A 25,638-nucleotide genomic window follows, 5' to 3' on the forward strand; every position below is an offset into this window, starting at 1 on the left:
CCACATTTTTTGCAAAAAGTGAAATAAACTCTTGTAATTTATATATGAGTTTGCTATTATATATAGTCATTTTTAGATTCATTTTGGCTTTCTTTATAGTTTTTTAGTAACTTTGTACCAATAATTATGTATGAAGTTATAAATAAACTAAACGTAATTATTCCATGTGATACATATTTAATACCATATAAGAAGAAGTCTTTTACGGTTCCATCACTATTTAAGAATGCACTTCCATAAATTTGATATAAATAATTATTAGATTTAATTATTTCGCTTTGATCATTACTTTTTCAAAAGTTATATATATTATTTAACTCATGCATAGAAAAAAAGTTTACGCCAATTAAAAGTATCACTTCTATGAATAGAATTATAAATTGTATCATTAAAAACTTATAATTAATTGCATCCTTTTTTATATATAAAACACTTAAAACACAAATTGTGGCAATCATAAAACCTGAAATTATGATGGGTAAGCTTTTAATTGCAAACTGAGAAGTATTGTCAAACAAATCTTTTTTATTTAATAATTCTAAACCAATAAAAGTTCAGCTTAACATTGAGTTTAAAGAGCTGTTTGTCAATGATATTGCAACAACATAAATAAAATGTGGTATGAAAACAGCAAGTGCTGATAATAAAATTCAAAATGAGATATTTTTTTTGTTATTTAATGTAAGCTTACTTAATGCTGATGATAGTTTTTCTTGTCCAAAATCTTTTTTTACATAATTTATTTTTTGTTTTCTTATTTCAAGTTTATTGCTAAAAAAAGAGAAATAAATAATTGTAATTATTACTTTTATTAAGCACAATCATCATGTCATTGTATCAGTGGTCCAACCATATATAAGTCTATTTGAGTAATTTTTTTTAAATATACTAACTATCTTTTCTAAACTATTGTTATCAGTATAAATATCAGTATTAGCTACAAATGCATACATTTGATAAAATCTTGAATAATTATATTCTCCAACTGAGAAAACGATGAAACATATAACTAAAAGAAGTGCAATAATAAAAATTATCAAATGTTTTAATTTTATAGATATTTTTTTATTCAAAATCCTAGGTATAAAAAAAATAATTAGTATTATAAACATATATAGTGCAATACTAAATCATACTAAAGTAATAATAGTATTGTATTTTGGAAGGTCATAGCTTTGAAAATAATCTTGCAATGTATCATAGTATATTCTATACTGATTAAAAGAGTCGTTTATAATTAAAATACTGATAAACAAAAAGCTAGGAATTAATAATAATATAAAAATAAAAGCCATTTTAAATATACTAGCTTTTTTTACTTTGTTACTGATTTCCAACTTTATATCCATATTAAACCTTCTTTAGTATGAAATATCTTCAAATATTTGAATAATCTTTTTTAAACTCTATAATATATTTTACTCCATTTAGACAAAATATTTCTTCAAGCTTTTTCTTTTGGTTATAACCAAACTCTACGTAAATAATAAGGTTTTTATTAATTTTAAAAAGACCATCTAAATTTTCAAGAAGCTTTTTATAAAAATATAAACCATTTTCTTTTGCGAATAAAGCTTTTTTTGGTTCGTTTTTATGTACTTTTTTATCTAGCAAAATATCTTTTTTACCAATATAGGGGGGGTTAATTGTTATAATATCAGGTTTAATATTATTTTTATATATGAATTTTAGATAGTTTGAATTAAATACTTTTGCATCAACATTTAGATAACAAAGATTTTTATTTGCTACTTTAAGTGCTTTTTTAGAAATATCAGATAAATACAAATTACAATCTTTGTATTCTTTCTTTATAGAAATTCCAATACATCCACTTCCGCAACAAACGTCGACTACATTTTTATTTAACAAGTTTAGTTTTAAAACTTCTTCAACTATTAACTCAGTTTCCTTTCTTGGCACTAATGTATTTTTATTTACATAAAAGTAGTTTTTAAAAAAAAATCTTTTGCCGATTATGTAGTCAATGGTTTTACCTTTTTTTAAACCTTTATTAATTTTTTTAAAAAGTTTATACTCTTGTTTTTCAACGTTCTCGTCATCAAAAAAAAATTCCTTTTGAAGAACTTCCTTAATGATATATTTTTGTAAAATACTGTCATTAATATTTAATACCTTGTCTTTTATATCTTTAATTTTCATCATTTAAGTGTTGTGCAATTAATTCTTTTTGGTTATTTTTAATTAGTCCATCTATTATTTCATCTAAATTACCTTCCATTACGTAATCTAATTTACTTAATGTTAAATTAATTCTGTGATCTGTTATTCTATTTTGAGGATAATTATAAGTTCTTATTTTTTCACTTCTTGCACCTGTTCCAACAGCTTGCTTACGTTGACTTGCCTCTTGTTCTTGTTTTTTTTCAAGTTCAGCTTCATAAACACGTGCTCTAAGCATAGTCATTGCCTTATCTTTATTATCGTGTTGGCTTCTACCATCTTGTGACGAAGCAACAATTCCGGTCGGAACATGAGTAATTCTAACAGCTGAATCTGTTGTATTAATATGTTGACCACCAGCCCCTGATGCTCTATAAGTATCAATTCTTAAATCTGCTAATTTTATATCTATTTCTAACTCCGAAATTTCAGGTAAAACAGCAACTGTAGCAGTAGAAGTTTGAATTCTACCTTTTGATTCTGTTTTAGGAATTCTTTGCACCCTATGACTTCCAGATTCATATTTCATTTTAGAGTAAACATTATTACCTTTTAACATAAAAGAAATTTGACTAAAACCACCAGCAGTAGACTCACTTTCTTCAAGTACTTCTATTTTTCAGTTATTTTTTTCTGCGTACCTTGTGTACAATCTAAACAAATCACCTGCAAAAATATTTGCTTCGTCACCACCTGCTGCGCCACGGATTTCAAAAACAACATTTTTATCATCGTTTGGGTCTTTTGGTAATAACAGCAATTCTATTTCTTTTTCAACTAATTCAAGCTTATTTTCTAAATCTTGGATTTCAGATTTAGCTAGTTGTTTCATCTCATTATCTTTTTCATTTTTTAAAATATAACTAGCTTCATCATAATCATTTTTAATTTTTTTATACTCTATATATCTATCAAAAATATCTTGTAGACTTGATCTTTCTTTATTTAATTCTGTTAATAATTTAATGTCATTCATTGAATTTTCGTCTTGTAATTTTAGGTCAATAGAGTTAACTCTTTTTTCAATTGCATTCAGTGCTTCAATTGTTTTAATATTCATTTTTATCTCCTACTTTGGCTCTTCAAAACAATGCCTACATCTTGATTCATACTTCTCGTTAGCTGCAATATCGATTAATGGGCTGTTTGCAGATGCTGGAACTCCATTTATTATTCTTTGTGTTCTAGTTCCATTTCCACCACATTTGCTACAAATAGATGTTAATTTATCAACATACTCGGCTGTTACTAATAATTTATCTACATTTTTGAATGGATTATTTTTAAAATCTTTATCTAAACCGCTAGCTACAATAATCACACCATTACTAGCAAATTCTTCTAATAATATAACTATATCATCATCCAGAAATTGTACCTCATCAATACCTAACACATCAATTTTTTTAGTGGTGTTTCTTTCATTAAATATTTTTTTTAATTCAGTACTGCTTGATACTGGTATTGCTTCAATATTCATTCTGGAATGGGAAAATATTTCTTTTTCCCCATATCTATCATCAATTGATGGTTTAAAAACAATTATATTTTGGTTTGCATATTGATATCTTCTTAACCTTTTTATAAACTCTTCTGTTTTACCAGCAAACATGCAACCAGTAATTAATTCAATTCAACCTTTTTTGTTATTTAGGTTTAATATATTTCCCATTTAAACTCCCTCTAAAATTAGTTTTTCAAGTTTCTTATTTAACACTTTGATATATTTTTTGCTGTCCAAGACAAAGCCAGAAGCTAATATATGACCTCCTCCTTGAAATTCTTGAGCTACTTTATTAATATTATACTTTTTACTCCGAATAGACACCTTTATTTTTTTAGAATCTTTAGCTTTATATGCTATATATCAAATGTCTATTTCTTTTATATTAGTAAAAATAAACAAAGATGATTTTATTTCATGTTCATTTAGTTTTTTATTTTTGAAATGTTTTCTTTTTAGTATTAAAAAAGCAATTTTTTTGTTTTTACTAAACTTTATTTTATTAAAGCATTTACTATTCCATTTTGCTTGTTCATAACTTCTTTGGTATAAATTGGTATAAATTTCTGTAATATCTATACCTTTTTGAGTTAATATCATAGCTGCCTGAAAAGATTTATGATTTGTGTTTTTATACAAAAATCTTGATGAATCAGTAATTAAACCATAAAATAAATAGTATGCAGCTTTTTTGCTAATAATTAATTCATTTTCGTCCGCTCATAAAGTAATTACTTGAGTGCAAGATATTGCAGTTGTGTCTACAAGTTTATTACTTGTATAATTATCAACTTCTAAATGATGATCTATTTTGTATATGTTATTTATTAAATTTATACTATCAAAATCAATTCTATCATAATTTGCAACATCGACAGTGATTAATAATGCCTTTGAAATTATTTCTTCATTTAGTAAATTGCTATCTATTTCTATCTGATTTTTCTCAATGTCTCATCCAACAACAAGTACTTTTTTATTTTTGAAATTATCTTGAATGATATGTTTTAGTCCGTGGGCAGAACCATGGGCATCTCAATCGGGATTCTTGTGTTTAGCAATTAATATATAATTATTTTCATTAATAATTTTCAATAATGTATCCATTAAATACCTTCCTAAACTATTTCAAATATTGCTTCCTCAGTAATATATATACTTATTTTTTGATTTTCTTTAAGTTCTTCTCTTGAGTAAAAATACATTTTTATGGACTTATCGTGTGAAATAAAGTATTTTATATTTTCATCTGTAAATAAATTATTATCTTTTACATACCCTTTCAGTTCAAATAAATTATTTTTATTTTCTCTTTTCTTACAACTTATTTTTGTGGGGTCTAATAGTATGTATCCTTCTTTTTTAAACTTTATAGAACTAGTTTTAACTTTATTATTCAAGATAATCACTCTATCTTTCTCAACTCTATAAGGGATTTTGTTTTCATTATAAAAAATTTCTGATGCATAAGTACTTCAGTTTTTTCTAATAAATTCAGAAAATGATAGGTCATTAATCTTTGCATTATTTATCAAATAAAACTTATCTTGTAGGTTTGCTACATTTTGAATTTTATTATCTATAAATATAAAGTTATACTTTTTATCAAGTTCGTGTAAGTTTTCTAAAACATGAAATAATTCTTTAATCTCTGATAATGTTAACTTTTCTAAAACTTTATAAAATACTATATTATGTTTTCCTAAGAAAATAGATCTTAATACTTGAAATCAGATATTTATAACTTTATTTCATTTAATTGTAAATAAATCTAACTTAATGCCGAGTTCGTCAACTAACTTATTAATATACTCACGTGATTGAACTGACATACTTTTAATTTTATTTTTAAGTTCCTTTAATTTTTCTTTATATAATGAATCTTTTTTCAATTTAATTTCTTTTGCTAAAACTAATTTGTGATAACTATGGACAACTTCTACAATTTTACCCCTTAAAGTTGTAGATTCATCAGATAATCCCTCAAAGAACATTTTTTCTTGTTTTATAATAAACTCTGATCTATGAGCAAGCGAAGCTTTTCTTCAAATAAAATAAGTATCTAAGTCTTTAACTTTTTTAGTAATTTTTCCTACTTTTATTAATTCGAAGTTTATTTGTTTTTCCAAGTTTTTTAAAGTATTTAAGTTAGATAATATTTTATATCTAATAAAGTTGATTTTCACATCAATAATTTTTAACTGCTTTCTTACAACATAATTTACCTGATGAAAGTTAAGGTGTTTAGAAAGTTTTTTAATTGACTTATCTTTAGATTTTTTTGAAAGATACTCACATTTGCATAATGAAGTTAACTCAATGAAGTTGTAAACCTTGTCTCATAAACTCTGAAGAAAAGTCTCAAGTAGCTCATAGTTCATTGTTTTTTCTTTCAAATAAAAATAATCTCTTGCAATAATTTTTATATGTTCATCTAATTTATCATTTTTTTCATTTAAGTTTTTATTATTAAATTCAACAGCTTGATTTAAAAAATCTTTTAGTCATTGTTCTTCAATATCAATAGAACTGTCAATAAATGTTAATATCATTTTTTCTAACTTGATTCTCATTGTTTGATCTTCTTTAACATTATTTGTTGTTAGAAAAGACAAGTAGTTATATTTGTTATTAATGTACTTTATTTTAGCCTTATTAAAAAATTCTTTATTTAATAATAAAGATGTTGAAAGTCAAAATTTTTCAGGTCATTTCCTGAAATATCTGTTCATACCTATTAAAGATACACGTTGCTTTGTTCAATCTTTATTAACTTTATCGAAACCATCAATTTTAAATGAACCGGACTTAACTAAATATTTACCATAAAGTATATTTTTAAAGTTTTTTAATTCTTCATTCTTATTACCAATAATACTAGTCATAAAATTTTTTGTTTCAAAATTTACTTCTATTGGTGTAACTTTTTTATTTGTAAAAGTTGTTTTTTCAATTTTATAACTCATAATACCACCTTAATAAACATATTATAATATGACTTCAGAGACTCAAAAATAAAAAAGTATAATTACTAATGTCATTATACTTTTTTAATTATATACTATTTTTTTTCCTTTAATTTTTTAGCATTCTCTGCTTTTTGTGATTCAGAAGCTTTTTTCATTTCTGCTTGAACCGCTTCTTTTTTTGCAAACTTTTCCTTGAATTTCTCTACACGACCTTCTGCATTTGCAAATGATTGTTTTCCTGTGTAGAAAGGATGACAATTAGAACAAGTATCTACTCTTACTTCTGAACCTTTTGTAGAACCTGATAGAAATTCGTTACTACATGAAGTACAAATAAATTTTGCTTCTTGATAATTTGGATGTATTCCTTGTTTTGGCATTTTTTCACCGTCCTTTAAAATATAGATACAAAATTAATATTATCATATATTTTAAATAATGATATACTAATTAATTTTTTTCTTATTTAGCTTTACCTTGGCAACCGAACCATTTTGTTAATTCCATAAAAGTTTCTTTAATTGCGTTTGCACCAGGTGCTAATAATTTTCTTGGGTCAAATCCTTTTTTATTATCATCTAAATCTTTACCCTCTAGAATATATTTTCTTGTTGCATCTCTAAATGATAATTGTAATTCAGTATTAACATTAATTTTAGATATACCTAACTTAATTGCTTTCTCAACTTGATCTTGAGGTATACCTGAACCACCATGTAAGACCATTGGTAATTTACATGCACTTTGTAGTGCTTCTAATGTTTCAAAAGATAATGATTTTCATCATTCAGGATATTTACCATGTATATTACCAATACCAGCTGCTAGCATTGATATACCAAATTTTGACATTTCTGCTGCTTGTAATGGATCACCTAACTCACCTTCACCAACAACACCATCTTCTTCACCACCAATTGAACCGATTTCTGCTTCTACTGAAACTTCATGTGCATTAGCAAATTCCATTAACTCTTTAACTTTTGCAACATTTTCTTCGTATGGTAAGTGAGAACCATCAAACATAACTGATGAATACCCAGCTTCTATACATTTTTTTGCCATTTCTACTGATTGACCGTGATCTAAATGTAAAGCAACTGGAACAGTAATATTTAATTCTTCAAGTAGACCATTAACCATCCCTACAATTGTTTTTAGACCTCCCATATATTTAATTGCCCCTTCTGAAGTCGCAATAATAATAGGTGTTTTTGATTCTTGAGCAGCCTCTAATAGAGATTTTGTTCATTCTAGGTTATTAATATTAAAGTGCCCAATTGCATATTTGTTTTCATGAGCATCCTTAACCATTTTAGTTGCATTAACTAATTTACTACTATAAAATTTTGACATTTATATTTTCCTCCTACAAAAGATTATACAACTATATTTATATACTATTAAACTATTGTTTATTTTCAATTATTGAACTTAAGAATCCTTTAAATAAAGGATTAGGTTTATTTGGTCTACTAGTAAATTCAGGATGGTATTGACAAGCAACAAAGTATTTGTTATTTGGTATTTCAATTATTTCAACAAGATCCTTTTCTTCGTATATACCAGAAAAAACCATTCCTGCTTCCTCAAACATTTTTTTGTAATTATTATTAAATTCGTATCTATGTCTATGACGCTCTATTACATAATCTTCACCATACAACTTAAATACTTTGGTATTTTTTAACAACTTTGTTTTATAAGCACCTAGTCTTAGGGTTCCACCAATTTTCTTGGTATTTTTACCTTCTAAAATATCAATAATAGGATTTCTGGTATTTGGGTTTATTTCAGTTGAGCTAGCATCTTTTAAATTTAATACGTTTCTTGCGAACTCAACACAAGCAATTTGCATTCCCAAACAAATTCCTAGAAATGGAATGTCTTTTTCTCTTGCATATTTGGCTGCAAGAATTTTACCTTCAATACCTTCTTCACCAAAACCTCCAGGAACTAATATACCTTTTGCATTAACTAATTGTTCTTCAATATTTAAGTTACTTAATTTTCTTGCATTTATTCATCTTATTTTTATTTTATGCTTTAAATCATAACCAGCAATTTTTAATGATTCAATTACCGACAAGTATGCGTCACTTAGCTCCACATACTTACCAACTATACAAACTTCTAATTCTTCTGTTGACGAGTCAATATTTTTAACAAAATTTTCTCATTCTGTGATATCTGTTTTATTTATTTTGAGGTTTAGTTGTTTAGCAACTATTTTATGCATATTTGATTTCATTATTGTTAATGGAACTTTATAAATTGAATCACTATCACTACATTCAATCACATTTTCTTTAGGAACATTGCAAAATGAAGATATTTTATCTCTTAATCGATCTTCAAAACTAAACTCACTTCTAGCAACTATAATATCTGGTTGTAAACCAAGACTTAACATTTCCTTAACTGAGTGTTGTATTGGTTTGGTTTTAAACTCTCCTGAGATTTTTAAATAAGGCAATAAAGCTATATGAATGAATAAAACGTTCTCCTTAGACTTTTCCATTCTAATCTGTCTGATAGCTTCTAAAAATGGTTGAGATTCTATATCTCCAACAGTACCGCCGATTTCACTAATTATTACATCATAATCATTGTTTTTTTCAATTTCGTATATTTTGCTTTTAATTAGGTTTGTTATGTGTGGAATTACTTGTACTGTTTTACCTTTATATCCACCTTGTCTTTCAATTTCAAGAGCATCAGCATATATTCTACCAGCAGAATATGAAGACCCTTTGGTTAGATTTACGTCAATAAATCTTTCATAATGACCTAAATCAAGGTCAGTTTCACCACCATCAAAAGTAACAAATACTTCTCCATGTTCAATTGGATTCATTGTTCCGGGATCTATATTTAAATATGGGTCAAACTTCTGCATAAATACTTTTAGCCCACTATTTTTTAAAAGTACACCTAATGAACTTCCTGTTATTCCTTTTCCTAAACCAGAAACTACTCCACCTGTTATAAAGATATGCTTGCTCATATATTTCTCTCCTCAAAAAAATAATAATAGAATATTTCTACTATTATTTAAATAATTAAAACTAAATTTTTAAATTAATCATCATCGCCATAATCGTCTTCATCAAAATCGTCTTCATCAAAATCGTCTGTATCTAATGAAATATCGTCTGTATCAATGTCATTATCTAATCGAAGTTTTGCCTTTTTGACATGCTCACCAGTGTCATCATCATCATAAATAGATGAGTTCATTACATCTAAATCATCAAACTCTTCAGTAGTCTCGAATTTATCAACATATTCATATTGTTTTTTTACGTCTTCAAATTTTAAATAATCTCTTAAAGCTCATTTCCCATCAGAAGTTAATGCAAAACGATTGTCAAGAACTAAGTCACTGTATAATTCAGCTATGATTTCATTCTTTCTTTCATTATTTGCTTCAATTTCTCTTGATATTGCATTTCAGATGTCTTCAAATGACATATTATCCTTAACTGATGTTAAATACTTATAAGCTAACTCAATTGGTGATGTTTTATGCATAACATACCCTCCATATTTTTTATTCTACATTATTACTTAATAAAAATATAAAACTTTTTTCCTATATTTTTCGAATTTTTATTCAAAATTTGTGATATTTCTTCAATATTTTTTAGTCCATTAGAATGTTCGATATAAATTGGTTTTTCTAGTCCTTTTTGACTTGCTCCATAAATACAGAAGGGTTTTTCTTCAATTGTTCCAAAATAATATTTTGGGTCCAGATTGGAAGAGTTTTTATATTCTTCAAACTCTTGCTCAGTTAACTTTGACGATACTCTAACAAAGTTTCTATTAATTATCCTTAAGGCTAAATCCTTTAAAATTTCGTCTTCTTCTTCGCTAGACATTTTGATATACTCGAGAATTGTATAATCATCTAATCTTGTGTATTCATCAACATTCAAATCTCTAAATTCTAGGATTGGTTTTAAAACTTCTATATAATAATTATTTTTAAAAACATAGGATTCTTTATATAAGTCTCTTAACCTTAAGAATCATTTTTCTAATGTAAAATCAAAGGCCTTAGATATTTTATGATTGTAAACCTGTGTAAACATATGATATCTTCCTAATAGAAAGTGTTCAATTGCATTTACTGTTTTTTCAGGAAATACAATATTACCTTCGTTAGTTGTTGCATGTCTAATTATTCATTGTAAATCTAACTTTGAATAATTTACACCCGCTCCTAATGAGTCTCTTAATAAATAATCAATTCTATCTGCATCAATTTGACTTGATACAAGCATATTAAATACATTGACTGGATGATTACCTTCAATTATTGAGGCAACCTCCATAGGATCAATATTAGCTTTTCTAAGCACATTAGTAATCTCATTATCGTTTAATATGATTTTTACTGAGTATTTTTCATGATTAATACTAATTACTTTTTCAAAGCTATGTGAAAATGGACCATGACCAATATCGTGTAATAGTGATGCCGCCTTAACAACAGGGAAATCTTTTTTATTTAGACCTTGTGTTAAGTTTTCATTTTCTAGAAACTTGCATACAACATGATAAGTGCCAATTGAGTGTGAAAACCTTGTATGTGAAGCGCTTGGAAAAACGTACTGGCCACCACCTAGTTGAACAATTCTTCTTAATCTTTGAAATGCCTTAGTTTCAATTAATTCAATTATAAAATCTTCTTTAATATTAATTTCACCATGAACATTATCTCTAATAAATTTATTCATATTAACCTACATATCTAAAATATATTTTATATTATTTATTACTTTTTCTTTACCAAATAAGTTTATTACTTTTGCTAATTCTGGCCCATGTTCACTTAGAGTTGAAGAGACTCTAATTGGCATATATAGATTCATACCCTTAATATCTAACTCTTTTCCTAATGACGTAATAATTGACTTAATGCTAATTTCATCAAAAGTATTCAGAGTCTCAATTCTATCTTTAAATGCTATTACTACATCTTTTCAATTATCGATTGAACTTAAAATATCTAATCGTACATCTTTGTTATCTTCAAAAAATAAATTTAAGTGGTCATTAATTTGAATCCCAAATTCCACTTCTTTTTTATACAACATTAATACATTATACAATCAATCTCTAGAAACTTTAGATATATCAAATCTATTATTATCAATAAAGTTTATTATGAACTTAAGATAATCTTCATCACTCATTTTTTTTATTCATTGGCTATTAATTCATTTTAGTTTGACAAAATCAAACATACTTGGTGATTTAGAGAACCTATTATCGTCAAATATATTAACAAGCTCTTTTTTTGAAAATAATTCTCTCTCTTCCTTAGGACTTCAACCTAACAATGAAACAAAATTAAATATTGCTTCTGGTAAATAACCTTGTCTACGATACTCAGAAATAAAAAACATTTCATTTCCACTTCTTTTAGATAGTTTTTTCTTATTTTCATCTACTATCAAAGTTAAATGACCAAATATTGGAGATTCTCAATTCATAACTTCATAAATCATTAACTGTCTTGGAGTGTTTGATATATGTTCTTCTCCTCTTAGTACGTGTGAAATTTCCATATCTTTATCATCAACTACTACTGCAAAGTTATATGTAGCAACACCATTTGATTTAAGAATTACAAAATCACCAATATCTTTTGAGCTAAATATTACTTCTCCTCTAATAATATCGTTAATTTTAAATTCTTTATTATCGGGCACTTTAAATCTAACATTATATTCTTTATTGCAATCTTTTAAGTTTTCTCGATCATTTCAACATTTTCGATCATACTTAGGTGCTAAAATATTTTGATCAAGTTGTGTTTGTCTGCTTTCTTCTAGTTCTTCTTTTGTACAAAAGCATTTATAAGCATAATTTTTCTCGATCAATTGATTTGCAATTTCAATATATCTTTCAAGTTTTCTTGATTGCATATATTCACCATAATTTGGATTTGGTTTTAAAAATGACTCATCTGCAATAATTCCCAATCAGTCCATATTATCAAACTGTGATTCAATGGCTCCATCAACATTTCTGTCAAAATCGGTATCTTCAATTCTAACAATAAAATCTCCTTTATAGTGTTTTGCAAATAAATAATTCATTAATGCAGTTCTCGTGTTACCTATGTGTAAAAACCCTGTTGGAGATGGTGCATATCTTAATCTAACTTTTTTCATTTTAATAATTCTCCTCTTTTTTTATTAATACATTAGAATAACAAGTAACTAAATTTGGATGATTACCTTCAGTAGTTGTAGCTTTAATAGCAATTACTTCTTTGCTTAAACCTAGCATCATTGCAACATTATCTTTAATTATATCCTTATACTTAGTTAAATTTGGTTTATCTAACTCAATTAATATATCGATATTTACTATTTTAAATTGCTTTGAGATTAAAATAGCATTTACATCTTTAATCATGCAACTAGATTTAAATTTTTTTTCTTTATTTTTCTTATTATAATAAGTTCCAATGTCTTCCATTCCTAAAGCTCCGTATATTGACTCAGCTAAGGCGTGAAATAAAACATCACCATCACTATATGCATCAGGACTTCTATCACATTCAATGTTTATACCACCGATTGATATACCATTTCCTTTAACTAAATTATGCTTGTCTTTTGAAAAACCGATTCTATACATATTACCTCAACTTAACTCTATATATTATAAATAAAAAAATAGAATAATATCTATTTAATTAATTGTTTAAGGTTTCAAGTTGATCTCCAAGTATGTTTAAAAGAGTATTCACATTTTTTTGTTTTTTTCCTGAAATTAATAATATGTTTTTGTTACTATATCTTTTAGAAAATTTTAATAAGTTATATTGAGCAGATTCTAAATCTATCTTATTAGCGACTATAATTTCAGGTTTTTTATCTAGCATTAAGTTATACGATTTTAATTCCTTTCGGATAAGCTCATAATTTTTAATAACGTCTTCTTGACCATAATTTCCACTCATATCAATTACATGACAAATTATTCTACATTTTTCAATGTATTTTAAGAATTCAACTCCTAAACCTTTACCTAAATTAGCACCTTCTATAAGTCCAGGTAGGTCAGCAACTACAAAGCTTCTATTATAACTATCTTTACAAATTCCTAAATGTGGTTTAATCGTAGTAAAAGGGTAATCTGCTATTTCGGGTTTTGAGTTTGAAATAACATTTAACAATGTTGATTTGCCAGCATTTGGTAATCCTACAAAACCAACATCTGCAAGAACTTTTATTTCGATTGAGATATTCATACTCTCGCCTATTTCTCCTTTTTCACACTTATTGGGGTTATCTCTTCATTCTTTTGCAAACTTACCGTTTCCTCTTCCTCCTTTTCCTCCTTTTGCAATTAATATAGTTTGATTATCCTTAGTAAACTCAACCAATTTTTGCTTTTTTTCATTATAAATTGTTGAGCCAACTGGAATAAATAATATAAGATCATGCCCATTTCTTCCATTACATAATTTAGCTCCGCCTTTGATACCATCTTGAGCTTTATAAAATTTATTATATTTAAGATCCATTAATGAATTGATATTTTTTTTTGAAGTGAAATATATATTACCTCCGTTACCTCCATTACCACCGTTAGGTTTTCCCTTGGCAAAGGGGTCAAATGATACAAAACCATCTCCACCATTTCCTGCTGATACATTAAATTCTGCGAAATCTAAAAATCTCAAATTATACCTCCTTGAGTTTGATAATATTTATTATTGTTAAATATTTATAATTTAAAAGGGTATAACTATCTAAAAGTCATATACCCAAAAGAGTTATTAAATATTACCATTATAAAATACCTCCTTTAGGTGTTTATTTAATTATAATCTTTTAAAGATAGAACTGTCGTTTTTTTTAAAATTTTTAATGATGTGAATATCAAAAAATAATTATAAAAATATTTCTGAAATTCCAATAAATTTTCCTAAAAGATAAATTACTATATTTTCAATATCTTTACATTTTTGAAGTTTACATTAAAATATAATCTAATTTATCTATAATAAATTTATTATTCAATTAGAGTCTTTTAATTTTTAATTTTTTTATTCCACTCTTTATGGTTTTATTTGTAGTGTACAAGAAGTTCTTTAAATAATGGGTTTTTTTGGAAATGTAGTTGTCATTATTTCAGTTTTTGTATAATGAAAACTAAACTGCAATTAAGTATAAAGCCCAATATAGTCTTCAGTGACTCCGATAAATTTATAGATAAATATAATACTATTGCCTGTTGAATTTTTCGTTAGAATAGCTTATATAACAAATATTCATTATATATTTGATAATAACTTTCTGGTGTTTATTTCTATAAGTATTACTATGTTTAAACCAATTTCTTACATAACATTATTTCTAAGTAAGATAAACATATAACAAAATTATTTTTTATTTATTTATAACATAATAATTTATTAATAATAAAAATTTTTATGTATATTAAAATTTTTTTACACATTTTGAATTTATTTTATATAATCTAATTAGTGTGGGTAATCACACTGCATTTAATTAAATTAATATATAGGTACTAAACTTTAGAAAGGTAAAAAAATGAACGGATTAGCAAAAGGTGGAATTATAACATCTTTCATTGGGGCAGGATTTTCATGTATATTTGGTTTATTGTTTATTCTTGCAGGAACTATCTCATTTGGATTTAGTAGTATTGGGGGTTTAAGTTCTGGAATATTTATTATAATCGGTGTGCTAAGTTTAATATTGCCAATTGTAATTATAGTAACAGGAGCTATGGCATTATCAAAAGGAAGTAACCAAGCAAGAATTGCTTGTGGTATAATAGCATTAGTAAGTATACTATTTTCTTGAGCTGCATACTTTATACCCTTCCTATTATTCTTAATTGGTGGTATATTAACTTTATGCGGTAAAAAAAATTAATATCGACTTATAGCCTTAATGGCTATTTTTATTTACTAATTACTCCTAATTTTTTAAAAATATATCAGCATAAGTCATCAACTTAATAGAGGTTTTATTCTTAAATAGATTTCTTTCAATAACTTAATAAAGTTTAAATTGATGAAAAATATTCTTTTTCAAAATAAAAAATGATTAGTTAGTAATATTTAAAATATCACAAAACATATTGTATAAATAAAAGCTTGTATAAATAAATAATATGATTTACATAATTATAAATATTTAAATAATGAAAGTAAAAACGCTAACTAATGTCAGCGTTAGAATATATAATTTAAATGCTTAGTTTTTTATTTATAAATAACAAATATTATTTTTATTTGTAGGATTCTTTATATAACTAAGTAATGTTAATAAAATTTTTACGAATTTTTTTTACTACTTATTTTACTTGTTTTAAAAGCTTTTTTTATTTTATCTAAGTAAACATAAATATTAAAAGAAAGCAACATAACACAAGAAGATATTAATAAAATAATATTAATAATAAAATTGGTTCCAAACTTAAATTTTTTATGAAGAGACTCTTTTTCCGAATCATTAGATAATGTGTAAAAATCATCTCTAATAGCAACTAAAGATAAAATAAATACTATCATAATTATTAATATGAAAACATAATAAATTATATCAATAACCAGATTTATATTATTCATTGAACTGTCTTTAACTTTAAATGATAATAAAATTATATTAATTAAAATATATACAGGATAAATTATTGATAATGATAGCAATGATATCGAAATTGGAAATGCAAGTCTTGAAATTTTACCAAAAAATAATTTATTCTGAAATACACTATAAAGCGAATCAACGCTTGGACTATTGTTATTTCATCCCTTATAGATTCACTGATTATCATTATTCTCTATAAAAAAGCTACCTCCCAAAACAAATATCGATAAACAAACTATTATGAGAATTAATAAAGATATTGTTAATCTTAAATATTGCTTTTTCAAAATAAAAAAACCCTTTCAATTAAATTACACACTGATTATAACAAAATAACTTATAATATGTTTTTATTTATTGAACTTAAAATAACAAACATCTCCATCTTGGACAATGTAATTTTTACCTTCTAACCTAATCTTGCCTTTATTTTTAATTTCTTGTTCTGAGCCCAACTCAATAATGTCTTCAATCCTGTAAATATCTGCTTTTATAAAACCTTTTTCAAAGTCTGTATGAATTATTCCTGCACATTGAGGTGCTGTATAACCAGATTTAAATTGTCAAGCTCTAGCCTCTTGTGGACCAGCAGTAAAGTATGTTTTTAAACTTAATGTTTTGTAAGATGCTAATGTTAATTGATCAAGTCCTGAACTTTTAATTCCATAATCCATTAAGAAGTCTTGTTTTTCATCATCATTAAGTTCACTTAAGTCCTCTTCGACTTTTGCACACACTTTGACAAATTCAAAACCTTTTTGTACAGCTAGACTTTTTACATTTTTTACATACTCATTATCTTCTAATATGTATTCTTCAGATACATTAGCAACATAAATAAATTTTTTTAATGTTAACAAACCTAAGGTTTTTAGATAAACTAATTCTTCGTCGTCGTACTCAAGACTATTCAATAACAAACCATCGCTTAGTGCTTGTGCTAATTTTGACAATATATTATATTCAAAAATTATCAATGCATCTTTTGATGTTTTGTACTTTGGTTCTATCTTTGAAAGTCTTTTTTTGACAACTGATTCATCAGCTAAAATAAGTTCTAACTCAATGATCTCAATATCTCTTATTGGATCAATAGTTCCTTCTACATGAGTGATATCTTTTGAGTCAAAACATCTTACAACTTCGCAGATTGCATCTGTCTCTCTAATATTTGCCAAGAAGGCGTTACCTAACCCTTCTCCTTTACTTGCTCCTGCAATTAAACCAGCTATATCAACAAACTCAATTGTAGTAAAAATAGTTTTTTTTGATTCAAATATTTTAGCTAACTTTATAAGTCTTTCATCCTTAACTTCAACAACACCTACATTAGGTTCAATTGTTGCAAATGGATAATTTGCTGCTTCTACTTTTGAATTTGTAATTGCATTAAACAAAGTTGATTTACCTACATTTGGCAATCCTACTATACCTACTTTTAAACTCATATTTCTTTCCCTATTGTTATTCTTCTATAAAACCAAGTATTTCAAGTATTCTGTTTAAATCATCAATGCTTGTATATTTTATTGATAACTTCGATGAATCTATAGTAACTTTAGTGCCCAGTTTTCTCATTAATTTATTTTCTAAATTTTTAATATTAGGATTTGTTATTTTCTTTTCTTTCACCACATCAGTATTTTTGTTTTTAACTAATTGTTCTACTTCTCTTACTGTTATATCGTCTTTTATAATTCTATTATAAACATAGTCTAGAAAATCTTTATCACTTAGTATTGTTAGTAATGGTTTTGCATGTCCCATTGTCAACTTCTTTTCAAGTAATGAGTTTTGAACATAATCAGGTAAATTTAATAGTCTCATAATATTGGCTACGTGAGATCTTGATTTACCAACTCTACTAGCTATTTCTTCTTGTTTAAGTTTTGAATTAACTGATAATTTTTTATAAGCAATAGCTTCTTCAATTTCTAATAAATCTACTCTTTGAATATTTTCAATAATAGCAAACTCTTCCATTTGTATTTTTGTAAGGTTAATTTTTACTACCGGAACTTCTGTTAGTCCAGCTTCTTTTGCAGCTCTGAACCTTCTTTCACCAGCAACAATTTCGTTATTAGAATTAATTATAATCGGTTGGATAATACCATGTATTTTTATTGAGTTTGATAACTCAGATATTTCTTCTTTTTCAAATACTTTTCTTGGTTGAAAAGGATTTGGTTTTAATGATTTTATATCTACAAAATCCTTAGCTTGATCAGCAAGAGCTTTATTGTTTTCTAATTTTCCTACAACATCTGAGACAGACTCACCAAATATGTCATCTAACCCTTTAAAGTTATATCTTTTCTTAGTTGCCATTTTCTCTAAGCACCTCTTTTACAAATTCTAAATATGCTATTGATCCTAAACCATTTTTATCATACTCAAAAATAGATTTTCCTTCGATTGATGATTCTGATATTTTTATATTTCTTGGAATAACCGCCTTATATACTTTAGGACCAAATGTTTTCATAATTTCTTCAAGTACATCATGTGCTAATTTAGTTCTTGAATCAAACATTGTTACAAGCACGCCCTCAATTGTTAATGTTGGGTTAAGTGTCTCTTTAACTTTTTTAATTGTTCTTAACAACTGTGCAACTCCATGCATTGCATAATGTTCTGCTTGAATAGGTATTAATACAGTATCGGATGATGCTAAACCATTTCTATTAATTAAACCAAGACTTGGAGGACAATCAATAATAATAAAATCATAATCACTTCTTAGTGAGTCAATTTGTTCTTTTAAAATATTTTGGTTACTATGTTTTTGTTCTAAAAGTATTAAGTCAACAGCGGCTACATCTATTGAACTTGGTGCTAAATCAATATTAGGTTTTATATTTTTTACTATAACTTCCCTTATTTGTTTTTCTCCAATAAATACATGGTACATACTTAAAGAGTTACTATCTATTTCATAACCAACTCCTGTAGTTGCATTAAATTGAGGATCAGTGTCAATTAAAAGAACTTTTTTCCCTTCAAACGCCAAACCACAAGCTAAATTAACTGATGTTGTAGTTTTACCAACACCACCTTTTTGGTTTGAAATTGATATTACTTTTGCCATTATATTTATCCTCCACTATTTCTTATTATATAATTTTTATTCGCCTAATGGTCTTTTTTTTATCTTATTATAACTTCTTGGATATTCAATTGGTGTACATCTTACTTTTTTGTAAAATAAATTTGCTCTTAAACCTAAACCATCTTCTTCAACAACTTGAGAAGTTTCAAGTTTTAGTCCAATGAGACTTTCTTGGGAGTTAAGATTTTTAATTTCTTCCAAATAATTTTTTCCTTTTAGAGCTATGAAATAACCATTTATTTTTAATGCTTGCACTCCTATTTCTAACAAAATATTCAATTGAGCAACTGCTCTAGACGTAACAATATCAAATGTTTCTTTATTACCAATGCTATAACTTTCAGACCTATCATTAACGATAGTTATATTTTTTAATTCAAGTTTTTTAATTACTTCTTTTAAGAAAATTACTTTTTTGTTATTTGATTCAAGAAGAGTTATTTTAAGGTTTGGATAAAATATTTTTAGTACAACTCCTGGAAAACCTGCGCCTGTACCTATGTCTAAGACTGATTGGTTATCAAGTTTAAAGTTGATCGAAAAAATAAGGGAGTCGTAAAAATGTTTCCTAATTATTTGCTCATCTTCTAAAATTGCAGTAAGGTTGAACTTTTCATTTCATTTTTTTAAAAGTTCAATATAAATATCTAACTTATCAATAATTGAACTATCGATACCTTTATAAACTTTTTTTAATATTTCGTATCTCATTTTTTTTACCTTTTTTCTTAACGTAGTTAGTAAGTGCAATTTGCTTATTATATTTATGTCAGTTCTTTGGATTTAATCTTAAATAGAAATCATTTTCTTCAATATTATTTTTAGATAAGATTATTTCATTTATAAACCAAATTAATCCTATTAATAATGAAAATAATATTAATAACGCAGGGTCTTCATAGCTCTTATTTATGAACTTATTTATAAGAAAGTCATAATATGCATATCCTAACACAATAAATAGCATAACCGAACTAATAATTCCTATTATAAAACTTCCTCTAATACTATCTACCCTAACTTTTTTTGTTTTTTTATTTATTAATACAAAAATCATAACAAGTAAATAAGAAGTAAACGCAAATATTACAGTACTATTTGAAGAATAATTTGAAATATAAAATGCACTAAGTTCACTTTCTCTGTTCCCTGTTAATGCCAATGAAGAAGAAACAAATACAACAAATATAATAGAAGTTATTGTAAATCCTAAATAACCTCCTTTTTTGAATGCATTTGACTTAAAATTTATAGCAATAAGTTTTTCATCTATTGCAGAATTAATAGTTCTTGGCATTAAAGTCGAATAACCATTTAGTATTGTTAACATTGTTATTGCAATAATTATTTTAAACAATAAAACAAAATATATATTACCTCTAAATATTTCATCAAAGAGATTAAAAATATTCCCGTCTTCTCTTGAAATAAATATTGAAACAGTTACTACAATATAAAATACAGTTACCGCTAAAATTGCGGACAGCATTGCTGGTGCAACTACTTTTTTATTTTCACAATCTTTTCTTAAAGTTGCAGCATAAACAAAACCATCAAACGCAAAAAGAACTGGCATCGAGGTCGCAAGTAATGTAGTTGGTTTTCATGAGCTATAATGTTTTTCTACTGGATTAAAACTATTGTTTTTGTTAGGCCCATCAATTGCAAAGACGCTAAAACTACCAACAATTGCTACAAACAATGGTATAAACTTAACAAAAGTTAAAAAGGTTTGAATAAACTTTGAAGGTGTATAAGTGTAAATATTTAGTAACTGAAAAAATATTAATAACAACATTGATAAAATTATTTTAGTAACAGTAAATTTTACCAACCCTCACTTACTTGAAATACTAAAAAAGTCATCAACAGATTCAAATATTATTTCAATTGAAAATAAAGAAGCTAAACTTAATAGCACTGGCATATACATACAAATATATAAAATGGAAAATAAACTTGCACATCTATTATTAATAAATTTTTTTGCTCAGCTTTGTACTGTTGAGTGGTCTTCATTTCCTTCAGCAGCTGATGATGCTTCAATAAATGTAATCATCATTAATGTGCACATTACACCAATGAAAACCCAAACGAAAATAGCAATATAGGGGTTTTGTCCAGCTTCTCCTAATACACCCCCAGGTTCATTACTATTTTTTAGGTAAATTCCATTACCTATTACAAGTCCAAAAACCATTGAAAAAATAGTTAAGAACTCAAACACTTTGTTCTTTACCTTGTTCTTCTTATTTACATTAATCATTCTATTCCCAACTTTTTATTTATTTCATTTATTTATTTTCTTTAAGTGAAATGCCAACATCTGAATATCTGAAGGATTTACTCCAGTTATTCTAGAGGCTTGCCCTAACGAAGTAGGTCTTACCTTGGATAGCTTATGTCTTGCTTCAATAGCTAAATTATCAACTAAATTATAATCTAAATTTAAAGGAATTAATTTTTTTTCTAACTTGATTAGTTTTTGAATATCCTCGTCTTCTTTCTTAATGTAACCCTCAAATCTAATGCTAATTAAAATATTTTGCAACTGAGCATTGGTTAAATTTTGCAGTTCAGGAATATAGTCCTTTAAAATATCAATTTCAACTTTTGGTTGTTTTAATATTTCGTATGCGCTTAGGCCTTGAGTCAAAGTTGCTTGGTTAAGTTTATTAAGTTTTATAGCTAACTCACTTTTTGGAGTGAATCTTGTAACTTTTAAAAACTCAATTGTAGATTCAATTTCATTTTTATATTTATTAAATTGATTTCATTCATTATCATCAACTAAACCAATTTTATAACCATATACTTTTAATCTTAGTTCTGCATTATCATTTCTTAATAGCAATCTATTCTCAGCTCTACTAGTTAGAAGTCTATAAGGTTCATTTACACCTTTATTAACTAAGTCGTCAATCATAACGCCAATATATGACTCACTTCTCTTTAAAATAAAAGGTTCTTTCCCATCGATTTTTAAGACTGCATTAATCCCTGCTATCAAACCTTGGCCAGCCGCTTCTTCGTATCCACTTGTACCATTTATTTGCCCAGCAAAAAAAAGATTCTCTACCTCTTTTAATTCCAATGTCAATTTCAATTGCTGTGGGTCTATGCAATCATATTCAATTGCATATGCTCATTTATCAACAACTACATTTTCAAACCCAGGCAAACTTCTTAGCATTTTATCTTGTACATCAATTGGCATTGAGGTCGAAAAACCTTGTACATAAAATGTGTCAAGAGATAAAGATTCTGGTTCTAAAAATATTTGATGTCTTGGTTTATCTGAAAACCTTACTATTTTGTCTTCAAAGCTTGGACAATATCTAGGTCCTATTGATTGGATTTCTCCAGAGTACATTGCTGACTTATTGAGGTTTTCCACAATAATTTTTTTGGTTTCCTCAGTTGAGTGAATTAAATAACATACTTCTTGTTTATCAAAAGGAATTATATTTTTAGTTTTAGATGAGAAGAATAATTCCATATTAGTTCCTGGCTCAACTTTTGCAAATGATAAATCTATTGAGTCTTTTTTTACCCTTGGGGGAGTTCCTGTTTTAAATCTAAATGTTTTAATGTTTAATTCTGAAAATGTACTTGATAAACCTTTTGTTGTTTTTTCATTACTTGGACCTGACTCAAAGTTATCGCTTCCTTGGAATATTTTACTAGAAAGATATGTACCAGTAGTTAAAACTAAAGCTTTACAAAAAATTTTTGTGTTATCCTCTAAAACAACTCCTTTAATAGTTTTATCTTCAACAATTAGATTTAAAACCGCTCCAACAACTAACTGTAAATTTTCTTGTTTCTTTATAACATTGCGCATATATTCTGAATATTTTATTTTATCAGATTGTGCTCTCAGCGCTCAAATTCCTGGTCCACGTGAGGAGTTTAATAGTTTAATTTGCAGAGCAGTTGCATCAGCCGCTTTTCCCATTTCACCACCTAATGCATCAATTTCTCTTACAACAATACCTTTTGCAGGACCACCAATAGATGGGTTACATGGCATAGTTGCTATTTTATCATCATATAAATTAATAAGGATAGTTTTTTTGTTTAACCTTGCAGAAGCTAAGGCTGCTTCAACACCAGCGTGTCCTGCTCCAACAACAATAATATCAACTTCCATATATTCACCTACGTTCTAAATTCTTTTAAATATTATTTCTCTATCTGATATTTTATTAACTTTATAGTCATTATTTTCAAATGACTTAAAATTAATTAAGTCTATATCAACACCAACTTGTTCGAACATTTTTTTTGTACTTTCAACAAGAATAGGTTTTAATAAATAAATTAATATTAATATATTTCTATGTAAAAGGGAAATTACTTTTTTCAATTCTTCTATTTTATTATTTTTTTGAAGATCTCATGGTTTAACATCTTCAATATACTTATTACACTCTTGTCCTAGTTTTAATGCTACATCAATTGCTTCTGAAACATTATAAAGATCCATGTGCTTTTTAAAATTATATATTGCTTGATCACCCTTTTTGTATAGCTTCTCATTACTCATGTCAACCATGGGTACTAAACCATCAAAATATTTAATTATCATATTTGATGTTCTTGATATTAAATTTCCAACATTATTAGCTAAGTTTGTATTAAATGATTCTATAAATAATTCATCAGTAAAATTGCCATCTTTATATGTCGGTAGATTATAAGAAATATAAAATCTTAATGCATCACTTGAGTATTTTTTTATAACGCTAATTGGATCTATCACATTATTTAATGATTTACTCATTTTATCATTCTTACTTAATATCCAACCGTGTGATAATATTTTGTTTGGCATTCTTAAATCTAATGACTTTAAAATTATTGGTCAATAAATTGAGTGAAATCTTGTAATTTCTTTACCTATAATTTGTAGGATTTCAGTATTTTCTGACCAGAAATCATTCATAAGGTTCGTGCTGTTATTTTTATAACCTAATGCACTAATATAATTACTTAATGCATCGATTCAAACATATATAACATGCTTTGGATCTTCTAAAACTTGAACTCCTCATGAAAAGTTTATTCTAGTTACTGATAAATCTTCTAACTCATTATTAATAAAGTTATTTAACATTTCTTTTTTTCTATTTTCTGGTTCTAAAAAATCTTTTTTAAATAAATCAATTAAAAATTTTTTGAATTGTGAAACTCTTAACATATAAGATTCTTCTTCAAACATAACAAATTCTTTTTTACATACTGAATGAAATTTATTATCGATTATTTGCTCACTTGTAAGAAACTCTTCACAACTGATACAATATTCACCCTTATACTTTGAAGGATAAATTAAATCTTTCTCTAATAAAACAGAAAATATGTTTTGAACTGATTCAATATGATCAACATCAGTTGTTCTAATAAACTTTGAGTAATCAATATTTAAAAGCTTTCACAAATATTTAAAATTGGCAACTATATTGTCGACATATTCTTTGGGCTCTAAGTTATTTTCTTTTGCTTTTAATTCAATTTTTTGACCATGTTCGTCTGAACCTGTTAAAAAAAACGTATTGAACCCATCTTCTTTTTTATATCTACAAATAACATCGGCTAAGGTAGTTGTATAAGAATGTCCAATATGTAAATTTCCACTAGGATAATATATAGGGGTAGTAACATAAAAGTTTTTCTTCTTCATAATTATTCTTTAATTTCCAAACTGTAAATAGCTTTTAATCCCCTATAACTCTCGTTATAAGTTAATCCATAACCCACTATAAATAAGTTATCAATTTTAAACAATGATTCATACTCCAATTTAACATTTCTATCTTTGTTATCTTTTTCAATTAAGTTTAGTATTTTAATTGATAAGGGTTGTTCTTTATTAACATAATCGAATAACCTATTTAATGTATTTCCATTATTTAAGATATCATTTACAATTAATACATTTTTACCTTTTAAGGAAGTAGTTAATCCTAGATCTATTTTTGATTCTTGTAAATTACAATTCTCTAACTCCTTTGTTGGTGTAACAACAAATTGAATAGTTACATCAATTGGAAGTTCTCTAATCAAATCTGCAATAAATATGAATGAGTTTCTAACATCAGCTACAATAGTTAGTTGTTGGTTTTCATATAACTTCCCATAACTTTGAGCCGCATTAATTATCGCGGATTTAATTTCATCTTCTGTAATCATCGTAATTAATTTTTGGTTTTCCAT

At 26.3% G+C, this 25,638-nt stretch carries 24 protein-coding genes; 1 reads left to right on the top strand and 23 read right to left on the bottom strand.

Annotated features, from left to right (window positions below):
- Positions 1-56 precede the first annotated feature (56 nt).
- From SCORR_RS04940 to obgE, 14 genes are all read right to left on the bottom strand, one after another.
- Positions 57-1,349 (bottom strand): hypothetical protein, encoded by a 1,293-nt coding sequence (locus SCORR_RS04940; protein ID WP_094049739.1) that lies wholly within the window; start codon positions 1,347-1,349, stop codon positions 57-59.
- A 1-nt stretch (position 1,350) separates the two neighbouring features.
- Positions 1,351-2,166: a peptide chain release factor N(5)-glutamine methyltransferase gene (gene prmC / locus SCORR_RS04945; RefSeq protein ID WP_094049742.1), complete on the bottom strand. Its 816-nt coding sequence runs from the start codon at positions 2,164-2,166 to the stop codon at positions 1,351-1,353.
- Positions 2,153-3,244, bottom strand: a complete 1,092-nt coding sequence (prfA, locus tag SCORR_RS04950) for a peptide chain release factor 1 (RefSeq protein WP_094049746.1) — start codon at positions 3,242-3,244, stop codon at positions 2,153-2,155. Before prfA ends, prmC begins: the two co-directional genes overlap by 14 nt.
- A 9-nt stretch (positions 3,245-3,253) precedes the next feature.
- A complete protein-coding gene (locus tag SCORR_RS04955; protein ID WP_094049748.1) occupies positions 3,254-3,856 on the bottom strand; it encodes a thymidine kinase in 603 nt (200 codons plus the stop codon).
- The gene (locus SCORR_RS04960; protein WP_094049752.1) at positions 3,857-4,795 is read right to left on the bottom strand and encodes a DHH family phosphoesterase; all 939 of its coding nucleotides are present in this window, start codon (positions 4,793-4,795) and stop codon (positions 3,857-3,859) included.
- An 11-nt stretch (positions 4,796-4,806) separates the two neighbouring features.
- The gene (locus SCORR_RS04965; RefSeq protein ID WP_094049754.1) at positions 4,807-6,654 is read right to left on the bottom strand and encodes a hypothetical protein; all 1,848 of its coding nucleotides are present in this window, start codon (positions 6,652-6,654) and stop codon (positions 4,807-4,809) included.
- Between the two features lie 95 nt (positions 6,655-6,749).
- Entirely contained in the window at positions 6,750-7,037 is a 288-nt protein-coding gene (gene rpmE / locus SCORR_RS04970) for a 50S ribosomal protein L31 (protein ID WP_094049756.1), read from the bottom strand.
- A gap of 82 nt (positions 7,038-7,119) precedes the next feature.
- Positions 7,120-8,013, bottom strand: a complete 894-nt coding sequence (fba, locus tag SCORR_RS04975) for a class II fructose-1,6-bisphosphate aldolase (protein WP_094049760.1) — start codon at positions 8,011-8,013, stop codon at positions 7,120-7,122.
- A gap of 52 nt (positions 8,014-8,065) precedes the next feature.
- Complete coding sequence (pyrG, locus tag SCORR_RS04980; protein ID WP_094049763.1) at positions 8,066-9,664, bottom strand: CTP synthase; 1,599 nt, start codon at positions 9,662-9,664, stop codon at positions 8,066-8,068.
- A 74-nt stretch (positions 9,665-9,738) separates the two neighbouring features.
- A complete protein-coding gene (gene rpoE, locus SCORR_RS04985; protein WP_094049765.1) occupies positions 9,739-10,191 on the bottom strand; it encodes a DNA-directed RNA polymerase subunit delta in 453 nt (150 codons plus the stop codon).
- A gap of 32 nt (positions 10,192-10,223) precedes the next feature.
- Positions 10,224-11,402 carry an HD domain-containing protein gene (locus SCORR_RS04990; protein WP_094049767.1) on the bottom strand — a complete coding sequence of 393 codons (1,179 nt, stop codon included), beginning with the start codon at positions 11,400-11,402 and terminating at the stop codon, positions 10,224-10,226.
- 6 nt (positions 11,403-11,408) lie between these two features.
- A complete protein-coding gene (gltX, locus tag SCORR_RS04995) occupies positions 11,409-12,845 on the bottom strand; it encodes a glutamate--tRNA ligase (protein ID WP_094049769.1) in 1,437 nt (478 codons plus the stop codon).
- Position 12,846: 1 nt separating this feature from the next.
- Positions 12,847-13,317, bottom strand: a complete 471-nt coding sequence (gene ispF / locus SCORR_RS05000) for a 2-C-methyl-D-erythritol 2,4-cyclodiphosphate synthase (RefSeq protein ID WP_094049771.1) — start codon at positions 13,315-13,317, stop codon at positions 12,847-12,849.
- Between the two features lie 58 nt (positions 13,318-13,375).
- Positions 13,376-14,368: a GTPase ObgE gene (gene obgE / locus SCORR_RS05005; protein WP_094049774.1), complete on the bottom strand. Its 993-nt coding sequence runs from the start codon at positions 14,366-14,368 to the stop codon at positions 13,376-13,378.
- 874 nt (positions 14,369-15,242) lie between these two features.
- Here obgE and SCORR_RS05010 point away from each other — a divergent pair.
- A complete protein-coding gene (locus SCORR_RS05010; RefSeq protein ID WP_094049776.1) occupies positions 15,243-15,590 on the top strand; it encodes a hypothetical protein in 348 nt (115 codons plus the stop codon).
- A 404-nt stretch (positions 15,591-15,994) separates the two neighbouring features.
- Here the strand turns inward: SCORR_RS05010 and SCORR_RS05015 are convergent, their stop codons facing one another.
- The 9 genes from SCORR_RS05015 to SCORR_RS05055 form a co-directional block, all read right to left on the bottom strand.
- A complete protein-coding gene (locus SCORR_RS05015; protein WP_094049778.1) occupies positions 15,995-16,597 on the bottom strand; it encodes a hypothetical protein in 603 nt (200 codons plus the stop codon).
- A 63-nt stretch (positions 16,598-16,660) separates the two neighbouring features.
- The gene (gene ychF / locus SCORR_RS05020; RefSeq protein ID WP_094049781.1) at positions 16,661-17,758 is read right to left on the bottom strand and encodes a redox-regulated ATPase YchF; all 1,098 of its coding nucleotides are present in this window, start codon (positions 17,756-17,758) and stop codon (positions 16,661-16,663) included.
- Positions 17,759-17,774: 16 nt separating this feature from the next.
- On the bottom strand, positions 17,775-18,638 hold the full coding sequence (locus tag SCORR_RS05025) for a ParB/RepB/Spo0J family partition protein (protein WP_094049783.1): 864 nt from the start codon (positions 18,636-18,638) through the stop codon (positions 17,775-17,777).
- A complete protein-coding gene (locus SCORR_RS05030; RefSeq protein ID WP_094049787.1) occupies positions 18,628-19,398 on the bottom strand; it encodes a ParA family protein in 771 nt (256 codons plus the stop codon). The genes SCORR_RS05025 and SCORR_RS05030 overlap by 11 nt, the downstream gene beginning before the upstream one ends.
- 36 nt (positions 19,399-19,434) lie before the next feature.
- The gene (gene rsmG / locus SCORR_RS05035; RefSeq protein WP_094049789.1) at positions 19,435-20,130 is read right to left on the bottom strand and encodes a 16S rRNA (guanine(527)-N(7))-methyltransferase RsmG; all 696 of its coding nucleotides are present in this window, start codon (positions 20,128-20,130) and stop codon (positions 19,435-19,437) included.
- Entirely contained in the window at positions 20,099-21,685 is a 1,587-nt protein-coding gene (locus SCORR_RS05040; RefSeq protein ID WP_094049792.1) for an APC family permease, read from the bottom strand. Before SCORR_RS05040 ends, rsmG begins: the two co-directional genes overlap by 32 nt.
- 15 nt (positions 21,686-21,700) lie before the next feature.
- Complete coding sequence (gene mnmG, locus SCORR_RS05045) at positions 21,701-23,572, bottom strand: tRNA uridine-5-carboxymethylaminomethyl(34) synthesis enzyme MnmG (RefSeq protein ID WP_094049794.1); 1,872 nt, start codon at positions 23,570-23,572, stop codon at positions 21,701-21,703.
- 15 nt (positions 23,573-23,587) lie between these two features.
- Positions 23,588-25,105, bottom strand: a complete 1,518-nt coding sequence (metG, locus tag SCORR_RS05050) for a methionine--tRNA ligase (protein ID WP_094049796.1) — start codon at positions 25,103-25,105, stop codon at positions 23,588-23,590.
- Positions 25,106-25,107: 2 nt separating this feature from the next.
- Positions 25,108-25,638: a phosphoribosyltransferase gene (locus SCORR_RS05055; protein WP_157705407.1), complete on the bottom strand. Its 531-nt coding sequence runs from the start codon at positions 25,636-25,638 to the stop codon at positions 25,108-25,110.

The organism is Spiroplasma corruscae, assembly GCF_002237575.1.
Lineage (GTDB): Bacteria > Bacillota_I > Bacilli_A > Mycoplasmatales > Mycoplasmataceae > Spiroplasma_A > Spiroplasma_A corruscae.